Source organism: Acinetobacter sp. ANC 7912 (genome assembly GCF_039862785.1).
In the GTDB taxonomy this organism is placed as follows: domain Bacteria; phylum Pseudomonadota; class Gammaproteobacteria; order Pseudomonadales; family Moraxellaceae; genus Acinetobacter; species Acinetobacter thermotolerans.
In genome coordinates this window covers 1257836-1270499 of record NZ_CP156795.1, presented here as the reverse complement: position 1 = coordinate 1270499, position 12664 = coordinate 1257836, and the positions used below count along the sequence as shown (strand labels likewise).

The 12664-nt window shown below is 43.2% G+C and carries 10 protein-coding genes and 2 pseudogenes; 4 read left to right on the top strand and 8 right to left on the bottom strand.

What is annotated here, in order from left to right:
* Positions 1-19: 19 nt before the first annotated feature.
* On the bottom strand, positions 20-2008 hold the full coding sequence (tkt, locus tag ABEF84_RS06290) for a transketolase (RefSeq protein WP_347473802.1): 1989 nt from the start codon (positions 2006-2008) through the stop codon (positions 20-22).
* Positions 2009-2645: 637 nt separating this feature from the next.
* On the opposite strand from tkt, the gene ABEF84_RS06285 reads away from it, so the two are divergent.
* From ABEF84_RS06285 to ABEF84_RS06275, 3 genes are all read left to right on the top strand, one after another.
* Entirely contained in the window at positions 2646-3509 is an 864-nt protein-coding gene (locus ABEF84_RS06285; protein WP_347473799.1) for an IS982 family transposase, read from the top strand.
* A 212-nt stretch (positions 3510-3721) separates the two neighbouring features.
* On the top strand, positions 3722-4888 hold the full coding sequence (gene metK, locus ABEF84_RS06280) for a methionine adenosyltransferase (RefSeq protein ID WP_347453915.1): 1167 nt from the start codon (positions 3722-3724) through the stop codon (positions 4886-4888).
* 166 nt (positions 4889-5054) lie between these two features.
* Positions 5055-5366 (top strand): hypothetical protein, encoded by a 312-nt coding sequence (locus tag ABEF84_RS06275; RefSeq protein WP_347453914.1) that lies wholly within the window; start codon positions 5055-5057, stop codon positions 5364-5366.
* A 133-nt stretch (positions 5367-5499) separates the two neighbouring features.
* Here ABEF84_RS06275 and ABEF84_RS06270 read toward each other — a convergent pair whose 3' ends face one another.
* The 3 genes from ABEF84_RS06270 to ABEF84_RS06260 form a co-directional block, all read right to left on the bottom strand.
* Positions 5500-6009, bottom strand: coding sequence for a hypothetical protein (locus tag ABEF84_RS06270; RefSeq protein ID WP_347454147.1), 510 nt, complete (start codon positions 6007-6009; stop codon positions 5500-5502).
* A 65-nt stretch (positions 6010-6074) separates the two neighbouring features.
* Complete coding sequence (locus ABEF84_RS06265) at positions 6075-6854, bottom strand: TIGR03915 family putative DNA repair protein (RefSeq protein ID WP_347473801.1); 780 nt, start codon at positions 6852-6854, stop codon at positions 6075-6077.
* Positions 6855-6886: 32 nt separating this feature from the next.
* On the bottom strand, positions 6887-8113 hold the full coding sequence (locus ABEF84_RS06260; protein ID WP_347453912.1) for a putative DNA modification/repair radical SAM protein: 1227 nt from the start codon (positions 8111-8113) through the stop codon (positions 6887-6889).
* Between the two features lie 204 nt (positions 8114-8317).
* Here ABEF84_RS06260 and ABEF84_RS06255 point away from each other — a divergent pair, with 204 nt between their 5' ends.
* Positions 8318-9364, top strand: coding sequence for a nitronate monooxygenase (locus ABEF84_RS06255; protein ID WP_347453911.1), 1047 nt, complete (start codon positions 8318-8320; stop codon positions 9362-9364).
* A gap of 57 nt (positions 9365-9421) precedes the next feature.
* On the opposite strand, the pseudogene ABEF84_RS06250 reads toward ABEF84_RS06255, so the two are convergent.
* The 4 genes and pseudogenes from ABEF84_RS06250 to dusB form a co-directional block, all read right to left on the bottom strand.
* Positions 9422-9688, bottom strand: a pseudogene (locus ABEF84_RS06250) (hypothetical protein); the annotation flags it as partial.
* A 51-nt stretch (positions 9689-9739) separates the two neighbouring features.
* Positions 9740-10408: pseudogene (locus ABEF84_RS06245) on the bottom strand (glycine zipper domain-containing protein); the annotation flags it as partial.
* 281 nt (positions 10409-10689) lie between these two features.
* The gene (locus ABEF84_RS06240) at positions 10690-11349 is read right to left on the bottom strand and encodes a hypothetical protein (protein ID WP_347455723.1); all 660 of its coding nucleotides are present in this window, start codon (positions 11347-11349) and stop codon (positions 10690-10692) included.
* A 243-nt stretch (positions 11350-11592) separates the two neighbouring features.
* The gene (gene dusB, locus ABEF84_RS06235) at positions 11593-12618 is read right to left on the bottom strand and encodes a tRNA dihydrouridine synthase DusB (protein WP_347453909.1); all 1026 of its coding nucleotides are present in this window, start codon (positions 12616-12618) and stop codon (positions 11593-11595) included.
* Positions 12619-12664 lie beyond the last annotated feature (46 nt).

The following is a 12664-nucleotide window of genomic DNA, read 5'->3' as shown; positions in this document are numbered from 1 at the left end:
AAGCTGTTTAATCGAGTGATTAAGCAGTAATTTCTTTCACTGCTGCGACAACTGCCTCAGTTGTAATACCGAAGTGTTTAAACAGGTCTTTAGCAGGCGCTGATTCACCATAAGTGGTCATACCGATCACACGACCGTCTAGACCGACAAATTTCCACCAGTAATCTACATGCGCAGCTTCAACAGCAACACGTGCACGGATGTTTGATGGAAGAACCGCTTCACGGTAAGTAGCATCCTGTTTCATGAATTCTTCAGCACATGGCATAGAAACCACACGTACACCTTCAAGCTGTGCGTGAGCTGCCATTGCCAGTTCAACTTCAGAACCAGTGGCGATGATGATCGCTTTCAGTTCGCCTTTTTCTTCAGCCAATACATAACCACCTTTGGCAATGTTCTCAATTTGTGCTTGAGTACGGGTTTGGAAAGGCAGGTTTTGACGAGAGAAGATCAACGCAGTTGGGCCTTCGCTACGCAGCAGCGCAGATTTCCAAGACACTGCAGCTTCAACAGTGTCACATGGACGCCATGTATTCAGGTTTGGTGTACCACGTAAAGATGCGATTTGTTCAACTGGCTGGTGAGTTGGACCATCTTCACCCAAGCCAATAGAGTCGTGAGTGTAAACATGAATCACGCGTTGTTTCATCAGTGCTGACATACGGACTGCATTACGCGCATATTCCATAAACATCAGGAATGTTGCGACGTAAGGAATGAAACCGCCGTGTAATGCAACACCGTTGGCGATCGCAGTCATACCGAACTCACGTACGCCGTAGTGTACGTAGTTACCCGCAGGATCAGATTCTACGCCTTTTGCCCCTTTCCATAAAGTCAGGTTAGAACCTGCAAGGTCAGCAGAACCACCTAAGATTTCTGGAAGTTCAGGAGCAAATGCCTGAATCGCAGCCTGGCTTGCTTTACGGGTTGCCACTGTTTCAGCTTTGGCATTTACTTCAGCAATGTAAGCGTCTGCTTTAGCAACGAAATCAGCTGGAAGTTCACCAGACAGACGGCGTTTCAGTTCAGCTGCTTCAGTTGGATATTTCGCTGCATATGCTGCAAAAGTTTCGTTCCAAGCTGCTTCAGCTGCTTTACCTTTTTCTTTTGCATCCCAAGCTGCATAAACGTCAGCAGGAATTTCAAATGGACCTTCAGTCCAGCCCAGTGCTTCACGAGTTAATACGATTTCGTCATTACCCAATGGCGCACCGTGGCAGTCCTCTTTACCTTGTTTGTTCGGAGAACCTAAACCGATAATGGTTTTACAGATGATCAGGGTTGGTTTAGCAGTTTCAGCTTTTGCTTCAATAGTTGCCTGACGGATAGCATCGCTATCGTGACCGTCAACTTTAATCACTTGCCAGCCGTAAGACTTGAAGCGTTGCTCTGTATCGTCAGAGAACCAGCCTTCTACTTCACCATCAATAGAAATACCATTGTCATCATAGTAAACAACCAGTTTACCCAGACCCAAAGTACCGGCCAATGAACATGCTTCGTGAGAAATACCTTCCATCAGACAGCCATCGCCTAGGAAGCAATACGTGTAGTGGTCAACAACTTTAATGTCATCTTTATTGAATTGAGCAGCAAGCGTTTTTTCAGCCAGGGCAAAACCAACCGCGTTTGCGATCCCTTGGCCTAAAGGACCAGTGGTGGTTTCAACACCTGGTGCATAGCCCAATTCTGGGTGACCAGGCGTTTTAGAATGTAATTGACGGAATGATTTCAAATCTTCGATTGAAAGATCATAGCCCGTTAAATGAAGAAGTGCATATTGCAGCATTGAGCCGTGACCGTTAGACAATACAAAGCGGTCGCGGTTTGCCCAATTCGGGTTAGTTGGATTGTGGCTTAAAAATTCACGCCAAACCACATCAGCGATGTCTGCCATCCCCATCGGAGCACCTGGATGTCCTGAGTTTGCTTTTTGCACAGCATCCATTGCCAATACACGAATTGCGTTTGCAACACGACGTTCATTAAGCGGGGTTGTCATAAATCAGAGTCCAAATAATTCAGAAATAGAAATTGATGAAAAAGACTTTCAAAACTGCTGCATATTGTCTTAAAAAAACGACGAGGGGTAAAGTGCAGCCTACAATATTTATCACTTTATTGTGGTTTGGATTCGTTATCGTACATTTAATCTACAGTATAAGCCTATAAAGTAACTGATCTCTGCCCTTTTATTAGTATAAAAACTCTATTTTACATATAGTTAAATACTGATTCTGGTTTTAAAATATTCAAATTATTTGTAAATAAATTCGCTCTACAACTACCTGCTTATCACCTTGACTGATTCAATTATTATTTCATATCACTAATCGGACTAAACAGTTTTAAAGCTCAACTGCATTTTCACTTTTCTGGATCTAAAGTTTTTAAAAAATGTTCTTGGTGGAAATACAGACTTTCTTACACTTGATATGAGCCATAACTTTAAAATTTGATGAATCAATCAAGCAAAAGTAGCTTAAATTAGATGCGCGAAAACTATGATTGATATACACCTTCTCAGATCAACCAAACTAGATTTAACCTGAGTTCGATATAAAAAAGAGTAGAAAAAAAGCCCTGTTTTTGTAACATATTGGTTCTCAAGACAAAATGTTATAAAACAAGGCTTCTCAATGGATCATATTACCGAATTATTTTGTATTTTGGATGATTTCTGCAAAAAATTTAATGAATCTTTAGAGAAAGCTTTAATTTCTAATCAAAAAACCAGGTTGAAAAAGTCAGCTTTAAGCTTGTCTGAAGCAATGACCATTGTCATTTTATTTCATCAATCCGGTTTGAGATTCTTCAAATATTTTTATTGCCAAATGATCGTTCCATTCTGGAAATCTGCTTTTCCTAAACTGCTTAGCTACAACCGATTTATTGAAATCATGCCCCGTTGTTTGCAAGCTCTGAGTTGTTTCTTCCATCAGGTGAAAGGAAAAGATACGGGAATCAGTATCATTGACTCCACTAAATTGGTAGTTTGCCATAATCTTCGGATTAAAAGGCATCGTGTATTTAAAGGCTTGGCCGGTCGTGGAAAAAGTAGTACGGGTTGGTTTTATGGTTTTAAATTACATCTCGTTATCAATAATTTAGGTGAAATTATTAATCTCAAGCTGACATCGGGAAATGTTCATGATGTTGCTATATTAGAATCTTTAACTCAAGAATTAAAAGGGATCCTACTCGGAGACAAAGGCTATTTGAGCAAAGCAAAAGCCGAAGCTTTAGCAGCAAGAGGACTGAAAATATTGACCCCATCACGTCGGAATATGAAAAATAAACCCATCCAAACTGAAGAAGAAAAACAATTACTTTGCAGAAGAGGATTGATCGAAACAGTGAATGATCAATTAAAAAATTTACATCAACTTGAACATTCACGTCATCGTTCGGTAAATAACTTCATGGTGAATATCATGGCTGCTGTAGTGGCTTATTGTTTGAACCCCAATAAGCCAACTTTCCAAAATATGCTAAAAGGTTAAGTGGATTTCATCGAACTCAGGTTAGATTTATGAAAGGCAAAAAATAGCCCAAACACGTATTCATCCTTTATATATCAATTTTTCAAATACTGTTATTCAAATAAAAACGAATTAAATTGAAACAATTTCAGCCAATTTTACCGTTCAAACCTAGTCCTCTGGCGCAACACGATGTAACATATCGGGTCTTTAAAATTAACTGTGATAGGACTATGCGCGAGTACGCTGTATTTACCTCGGAATCTGTAAGCGAAGGCCATCCAGATAAAATGGCTGACCAAATCAGTGATGCTATCTTGGATGCAATCTTAAAAGAAGACCCATATGCGCGGGTTGCTTGTGAAACGCTTGTAAAAACGGGTGCTGTTGTACTTGCCGGTGAAATCACAACAACTGCAAATGTTGACTTCGAAGCGATTGTACGTAAAACCGTAAATGGCATCGGTTATCACCATTCTGATCTTGGCTTTGACGGTTCAACCTGTGCCGTAATCAACATGATCGGTAAACAGTCTCCTGAAATCGCTCAGGGTGTTGACCGTCAAAAACCTGAAGATCAAGGTGCCGGTGACCAGGGTCTGATGTTCGGTTATGCCAGCCGTGAAACTGACGTGTTAATGCCTGCACCAATTTCTTATGCACACCGCTTGATGGAAAAACAGGCTGAGTTACGTCGTAATGGTACCCTGCCTTGGTTACGCCCTGATGCAAAAAGCCAAGTGACATTCGCGTATGAAAATGGCATGCCGGTACGTCTGGATGCCGTAGTACTTTCTACCCAGCACGATCCTGAAATTACACAAGCTGATTTGAAAGAAGCTGTGATTGAAGAGATCGTGAAGAAAATCATTCCTGCTGAAATGTTCCATGCAGATACCAAATTCCACATCAACCCAACCGGTATGTTTGTGATCGGTGGTCCTGTAGGTGACTGTGGTCTGACTGGCCGTAAAATCATTGTCGATACTTACGGTGGTATGGCACGTCACGGTGGTGGCGCTTTCTCTGGTAAAGATCCTTCAAAAGTGGACCGTTCAGCTGCGTATGCTGGCCGTTATGTTGCGAAAAACATCGTTGCTGCTGGCTTGGCTGATAAATGTGAAATCCAGGTGTCTTATGCAATTGGTGTTGCAGAGCCAACTTCGATTTCAATCAACACTTTCAATACTGGTAAAGTTTCTGATGAACTGATCATTCAATTGGTTCGTGAACACTTTGACCTGCGTCCATACGGCATTACCCGTATGTTGAATCTGTTACAGCCAATGTATAAGCAAACTGCGGCTTATGGTCACTTTGGCCGTCAAGGTTCTGATACGGCCTTTACTTGGGAAAAAACAGATAAAGTTGAAGCACTGCGCGTATCTGCCGGTCTGTAATTTTTCAGCTCTAAAAAGCCTGCTTTATGCAGGCTTTTTTGTTTTCAGCGTTTTCCAAATGGTTGACAACTTTTACACGAAAGCCACATTTTTTAGCATTCTGAAGCACGTGATTCCGATACTATCTTGTTATTCAATGATCTATGACAACAAAAGGAAAAACACAATGAATAAACTTCTTATTGCTTTAGGTTTGACGGCCACAGTTGCTTTGGTTGGCTGTAGCAAGGAAAAACAGCCTGAGACAGGTGCGACCACCGGTGAACATTTAGAAAATGCAGCTGAACAGGCAGGTCATGACATTTCAGATGCCACCAATCATGCTGCAGACGAAACCGCAGTCGCTGCCGATAATGCCGCGGACAATGCCAAAGAAGCAGCTGCAAACGCTAAAGAAGCTGCCAAAGATGCGACTGCAGCCGTGGCTGGTTCAGTTGAAGAGGGTGCCGCAAATGTCCGTGAAAAAGCGGAAAATTAATTCAGCAATCACTTATTCTGAGTTGAATATTTACTAATAAAAAGCCTGCCCAGTTGCAGGCTTTTTCATTCATTCGACTTATCCAAGATAAAAAGTTCTTCATAAAATAGACTTTTTATGCTTGTTTCGTTTTTTATAGAGCAGCCTTCAGGTTACAGCCATAATTCATGACCTGCTGTACCTGGCGGTAGCTGGTATAGCGATCCAGAATAAAGGTGTAGAATTGGTCAGCACTGGAGAAATCAGCTTTCAGGTTTTCTTTTTCTGCGTTTGGCAATTTCACAGTATTAAGCAGATTTAGATTGTGATGCCCCAGACGATACATTTCGGCAAAATAGCCATTCATCATGTCACAGTAGGCAATTTTTGTGGGCTTTAATGCGGTACTGGCCACTAAATGCTGGTTCAGGGTTTGTAGATTATTCACATCCAGTGGAAACTGATGGGCAAAGGCAATACTTTCTACTTTTTTAAACTGAGCAAAATCCGTTGCCAGTTTCTGGTTGAGCGCTTCAAAACGCTGCTGTAATTCCTGAGCAGATTGTACCTGATATTGCTTTGGATCAACCTCAGCTTTCTGTGCTTCCTCTGAACATGCCACCAACATCAAACCAAGAGCCAAAGTACCCAGCCATACCTTCATCAATGCATCACTCAAGCAAAAAACAAAACGTTCTGATTATGCCTGAAATAATGGCAAAATGTGTTTCAAAGTACTTTCTCATTCATATAACGCCAGTAGCGTTTCGGCACATACTGAATATGCAATTTCATGTTCAGGCGCGCTTGAATATTTACACTTTGAAAATAATCCTTCAACAATTGGTCATACAATACTTCTTCATCATCCAGCTCGATGCTAAAGTCCTGACTGTGTCCAATCCTTGCCTGCGGATCAATGGCTTCGGCATTCATTTCCACCTGATGCACCTGCTCTAGATCATAATAAATGCCATATTGACGCGGCTCGTCATAGATCAACCATGCCTGATCCTGATAACGCTCCTTAAAATGCCGGGTGATGATCGGCAGTACATTAAAATCCGGTTTCACCAGACTCAAAAACAGACCATCCTTACATTTTTTAAAGCGCACAAAAGCTTCCATGCGATGCTTTTCGCGACCGACCTGTTTCGCCCATTGTGACATACCAATCACCGCAGCATGACCATAGTCCTGATCGACCGGATGCTGGTTTTGAAATACATATACGGCAAAATCAAATAAATTCTGGAAAGCCTGTTCCTGCTCGGACAGGAAAGCAAAATAAAAGGCTCTTAAACTGGCAGATAAGATTTTCTGCTTCAGCCCTTGCCAGACCCGCTGGCCATATTCCTCATTGGATGCCACGTGAATAAACTCATCAAACAGGCCATTTTGTGCATGCGGATTGGCAGTAACGCTAACCTCATATTCCTTAAAGGCAAACGCACGAAAAATACAGCTCAGTAAGCCCGTCATGCTGCCATCAAAACAGTAACGTGCCATCAGAAGCCAAATCCCAGTTGTGGTGATAACTGCTATTGATATTTGGAATTACCGGAAAGCAGAATCTGCTGACGGATTTGATACGATTGCTGTTCCTTTTTAAATTTTGGCGTATCGGCACAGCGGATAAAATGCTGGGCACGGTTATAGGCCACACCTATCCGTTTCAGCTGATCAATATGAATCTGGCCGAAACGGCGAGCCTGTACTATTTTTTTCGCTGATCGCACCCCAATCCCCGGCACACGCAGAATCATTTTGTAATCTGCGCGGTTGATATCGACTGGAAATGCTTCCGGATGGCGTAATGCCCAACTCAGTTTTGGATCAATATCCAGTTCCAAATTCGGATGCTGATCATCCACAATTTCATCCGCGGCAAAGCCATAAAACCGCATCAGCCAGTCGGACTGATACAGCCGGTTTTCCCGTAATAATGGCGGTGCTGAACCGACTGCCGGTAGGGCTTTTTCTTGCTCATTAATGGGAATATAGCCAGAGAAATAAACACGTTTCAGTTTAAATTCCTTGTAATGCCGATCCGCCATCAAAATAATGTCTTTGTCGGTTTCCTGATGTGCGCCGACCACCATCTGTGTGGTCTGCCCTGCTGGTACAAACTTTGGTACCGACTTAATGATTTTCGATTCATCTTTGATCTGGATCAGACGATCTCGGACAATGCCCAGATCTTTCTGCACTTCGGCATGGCTTTTTTCCGGTGCAAATTTCCTTAACCCTGCTTCGGTCGGCATTTCCAGATTGATGCTCATCCGGTCTACATATAGTCCTGCTTCGGTAATACTTTCCTGTGAAGCTCCGGGGATGGTTTTGAGATGGATATAGCCATTAAAATTTTCTTCCAGCCGCAGTTTTTTCACCACCTGTAGCATACGCTCCATGGTGTAATCCGCCGATTTAAAAATTCCGGAACTGAGAAACAGACCTTCAATATAATTGCGGCGATAGAAGTTCATAGTCAGATCAACCACTTCCTGCACGGTAAAAGCTGCACGTTTAACATCATTGGAACGGCGCGATACACAATAGGCACAGTCATAAATACAGACATTGGAAAACAGAATTTTCAACAAGGAAACACAACGCCCGTCTTCGGTATAGCTATGACAGATGCCGTTTCCGGTATTGCCAAGTCCTTTGTCTTTATTTTTACGATTGCTGCCACTTGAAGAACAGGATACGTCATATTTGGCAGCATCATCTAAAATCTGCAGCTTTTCACGGATACGATCAGACATGAGTTGGAATGTTTTAAGCAAAATCTTATTAAAAATTGATCAGATGCTGTCACTTGGTTCAGAGATCCTTTTAGCGTCAAACGATGTCGCCTTAAATGTAATCTAATTGTAACGATCTTCAATTATTTCAAAACAAAATAACCAATATGAATTGCTTAATTTTCAAGGCGAAGGCAAAGTAAAAGAATCACAAGGAGCAACGTCATGTCTTTATTGGAAAAATTAGGCATCAAACATCCGATTTTATTAGCACCAATGGCCGGGGTTTCTACACCAGAACTCGCTGCCGAAGTTTCCAACCAATGCGCCTTGGGTTCATTGGGATTGGGAGCTAGCAGTGTAGAATCGGCGCGTGAACAGATTCTGCAAACTCAGAAACTGACGGACCAACCATTTCAGGTCAACTTTTTCTGCCATAAGTCTGAACCGCTGGATGAGAAACTGGCGGAAGCCTGGATTGCCCAATTTAAGGACAAGTTTGCTGAATACGGGGCCGAAGCACCGAAAACCCTGAAATGTATTTACCCAAGTTTTAGGGACAATGATCATTATTTGAACCTTGTACTGGAAACCAAACCTAAAGCGGTGAGCTTTCATTTCGGTATTCCGCTGCCACATCAGGTACAGGCACTTAAAGAAGCTGGAATTCTTACCATGGTTTCAGCCACCAATCTGGCCGAAGCGCGTGCCATTGAAGCTGCAGGCATTGATATTGTGATTGCACAAGGTATTGAAGCCGGCGGACATCGCGGCATTTTCAATACCAAATTTGATGCTTCTGTGAAAACTTCCAACCTAATCAAGCTGATCAAGCAGTATTGCTCCCTGCCGATCGTTGCTGCAGGTGGCATTATGGATGGCTATCAGGCCCGCCAGATGCTGGACTTCGGTGCTGAAGCCGTGCAACTTGGTACCGCCTTTGTTCAGTGCAAAACCTCAAATGCCAATGACGCCTATCGCAAAGCGCTTTTATCCAAACCACTGACTCAAGTAACTGCGAGTATTTCTGGCCGTCCAGCACGTGGCATCATTAACCATTGGCATCGCGACATTGATACGCCCGATCGCCTGGATGTACCAGGTTACCCCTATACCTATGATCTGGCCAAGCAGCTGCATGCTGCTGCAGTCAAACATGGTGATCATGGCTACGGCGCCTTCTGGGCAGGCTCTAATTCGGCACAGATCCGTGAAATGGAAGCCTCTGATTTGATCAATCAGCTCATCCTTGAAATGAAACAGCAACCTTAATATTGTATGCAAATAAAAAACCTCTCATTGCGAGAGGTTTTTTCTTATGCGCCTAAATTAATGGGTTGCACGATTCCAGGCATCCTTCACTGCCTGTTTCGCCTGTTCCCAGTTCAAACGGGATTCACCTTTAGCCTGCTCCCATTTAGTTCGCAAGTCTGGCTCTGCCTGGTCAAAATCTACATTGTTGTAGTTCGCACGGTTCTCATAACCCAATCGATAAGCACCACGATAGTCGCGATCATAGTCCAGATCACCATGAATACTACGAGTCTCATTATAATATGGAGTCTGGGTGTAGCGTTCACGCCAATAGTTATCATCATTATCCCGTAATCGTTCTGATCCGGACAGGGCTGCGCCTTCTGATGAGTCAGTTGTACGATTCCAAGCATCCTTGACTGCCTGTTTGGCATGTTCCCAAGTCAAGCGGGATTCACCTTTGGCTTGTTCCCATTTGGTATGCAGGTCGGGTTCAGCCTGATCAAAATCTACATTATTGTAGTTCGCGCGGTTCTCATAACCCAATCGATAAGCGCCACGATAGTCACGATCATAATCTAGATCACCATGGATACTACGAGTCTCATTATAATATGGGGTTTGGGTATAGCGTTCACGCCAGTAATCGTCGTCATTATCTTGTAATTTTTCTGAGCCTGACAGCGCCACACCTTCCGGCGTATCAATGGTCGGCTCAGATGCTTCTGCCATTTCATTACCAGCAAGACCACCTATTACCCCACCGACTAGTCCACCAACGACTGCACCAGCAGGACCGCCGACTGATCCAATCGCGGCCCCTGCTGCTGCACCACCTAAAGTTCCGGCACTGGTTGCAACCGGATGATCTCCGGCTTCATTCATATCCGGCACCCGGTGGCTTTCTTTATTCGGCAGATTTAAATCTTCACGTGCACTCCCCGAAGTCGGTGGGCTGTTTTTTAAGGTCTGGTCATTTTTAAAGGCTTCCCGATTTTCTTGATTCAGGTCAGGTTGATTTGTTGGATTGATACCTGAACCTGGCTGATTACTCGTTGTCATTCTGTTTCTCCCTTGATCCTGTTGAGACAAGATTGAAGTTTCATCTTGAATATTGCTTTTCATCATAGGGAAAGTTCAGGTTAATACTGTCCAAGTCCTGTCCGCTTTCAGTGAAGGAGTACTACGCTATGTATTTGTAAACCATTCATGTAACAGCCTGTCTGCCTTACATGTCAAAACATAAAAAAGGTACGTTTTCTATAACTATAATTCATAGTTTTCCATTTTCTGTAAGCATAAAAAACCTCTCTAAAAAGAGAGGTTCTAATAGAGGATTAAGCTTATTTAGTGGTTCGATCCCAAGCATCCTTGACCGCATGTTTAGCCTGTTCCCAGTTCAGGCGGGATTCACCTTTAAACTGTTCCCATTTGGTTTTTAGATCTGGTTCAACTTGATCAAAAGCCACTTTACCGTTGTAATGGGCACGATTTTCATAACCCAGTCGATATGCGCCACGATAATCACGATCATAGTCCAGATCAGCATAGGCATTACGGCTTTCACTGTAATATGGACGTTGCTGATGCTGTTCGCGCCAGTAATTATCATGCTCATCCAACAAGCCTGATGTTTCATTAGTAGTCCGATCTGGATGATCCGACGTTGAAATATCTTTGCCAGCAATACCACCCAGTACTCCACCAATGATGCCACCGACCAATGAACCGCCTGGGCCACCGACCATACCGAGTGTCGCACCGACTGCGGCACCGCCAACACTTCCCGCACCTGTTGCCAAAGCCTGATCGCCTTTTTCCGCTTCTTTTTCATCTGGATCAAGTGGTCTTGAGCTTTCTGTAGAAGCTAAATTAGGATCAGCTCCCTCTGCGATCGAAGGATCCATTTTTAACACTTCTTCATGCTTGACTGCGTTGCTTTCTTCAATCGAATCGCTTGGCATTGCCGGGTTAATGTTTGAAACTGGTCGATTGATTGTCATTCTGATTCTCCCTAAATTTTTTAAACAAGATTGAAATTTCATCCTGTTATAGATCTTTTCATCATAGGGAAAGTTCAGGTTAACTCTGTCCAAGTCCTGTCCACTTTAGGTGAATTTACTCAACAGCTATGTACAGGTAAGCTGTTCTTGTAACTATCGTGTGGTATTCAATGACGGAATATAAAAAAGGTACGGTTTATACAACCGTACCTTAAAAATTAAAAGCCTAACGAAAGGATAAAATCAGGTGGTTTCCAGCAAATTCACCTGCTCAACCTGTACATCACTCATGATCTGACCATGATCTAACAGGCTATTGAAATAGTCTTCCACCACCTTGTACTGATCAGCAGTATTTTCCACCTTATACATATTCTGGCGAAATTCATTACTGGAACGCAGGCCTTTGGTATACCAAGCGATATGTTTACGTGAGATCCGGCAACCGGAATATTCACCGTAGAATTCATATAGCTCTGCCAGATGTCCTAGCAATACATCTTTAACTTCAGCAATGCTTGGTGCCGCCAGCTTTTCTCCAGTCTTTAAATAATGTGCGATTTCACGAAAAATCCAGGGACGGCCTTGCGCCGCACGACCAATCATTACTGCGTCCGCACCAGTGTAATCTAGTACATATTTTGCCTTCTCTGGATTATCAATATCTCCGTTCGCAATCACAGGAATATTCAACATCGCTTTGACATCTTTAATCAGAGAATAGCGTGCCGTATTCAGGTACATATCTTCACGGGTACGGCCATGCAGTGCCAGCGCTACAATACCGGCTTCTTCCGCCCGTTTCGCCACGCGCATGATATTTTCCTGACCATTCAGATAACCCAGACGTGTTTTTAAAGTTACTGGTACATCAACTGCTGCAACTACAGCATCCAGAATCCGTGCAACTAGGTCTTCATCTTTTAACAGTGCTGAACCGGCCAGTTTATTGCAGACCTTTTTCGCGGGACAACCCATATTAATATCAACAATTTGCGCGCCATTGGCGACCTGATAACGTGCTGCTTCTGCCAGATCTTGTGGATCTGAACCGGCAATCTGCGCCGAAATCGGGGCAATCTCGCCATCAAAATTGGCACGATACAGACTTTTCTTGCTCATGCGCAAGGTCTTGTCCGAGGTCATCATTTCACTGACGGCATGACCTGCACCAAAATATTTGCACAGGGTACGGAATGGACGGTCAGTCACGCCTGCCATAGGAGCGACGATCAAATTATTTGACAGTTGATACGGACCAATATACATATAAATTCATCACTTTGTTGATTGGCATAGTATACTGCATCTGCCT

Coding starts and splice junctions, on each gene's coding strand:
- tkt (WP_347473802.1), bottom strand. CDS start 2,008: ATGACAACCCCGCTTAATGAACGTCGTGTTGCAAACGCAATTCGTGTA.
- ABEF84_RS06285 (WP_347473799.1), top strand. CDS start 2,646: ATGGATCATATTACCGAATTATTTTGTATTTTGGATGATTTCTGCAAA.
- metK (WP_347453915.1), top strand. CDS start 3,722: ATGCGCGAGTACGCTGTATTTACCTCGGAATCTGTAAGCGAAGGCCAT.
- ABEF84_RS06275 (WP_347453914.1), top strand. CDS start 5,055: ATGAATAAACTTCTTATTGCTTTAGGTTTGACGGCCACAGTTGCTTTG.
- ABEF84_RS06270 (WP_347454147.1), bottom strand. CDS start 6,009: ATGAAGGTATGGCTGGGTACTTTGGCTCTTGGTTTGATGTTGGTGGCA.
- ABEF84_RS06265 (WP_347473801.1), bottom strand. CDS start 6,854: ATGGCACGTTACTGTTTTGATGGCAGCATGACGGGCTTACTGAGCTGT.
- ABEF84_RS06260 (WP_347453912.1), bottom strand. CDS start 8,113: ATGTCTGATCGTATCCGTGAAAAGCTGCAGATTTTAGATGATGCTGCC.
- ABEF84_RS06255 (WP_347453911.1), top strand. CDS start 8,318: ATGTCTTTATTGGAAAAATTAGGCATCAAACATCCGATTTTATTAGCA.
- ABEF84_RS06240 (WP_347455723.1), bottom strand. CDS start 11,349: ATGACAATCAATCGACCAGTTTCAAACATTAACCCGGCAATGCCAAGC.
- dusB (WP_347453909.1), bottom strand. CDS start 12,618: ATGTATATTGGTCCGTATCAACTGTCAAATAATTTGATCGTCGCTCCT.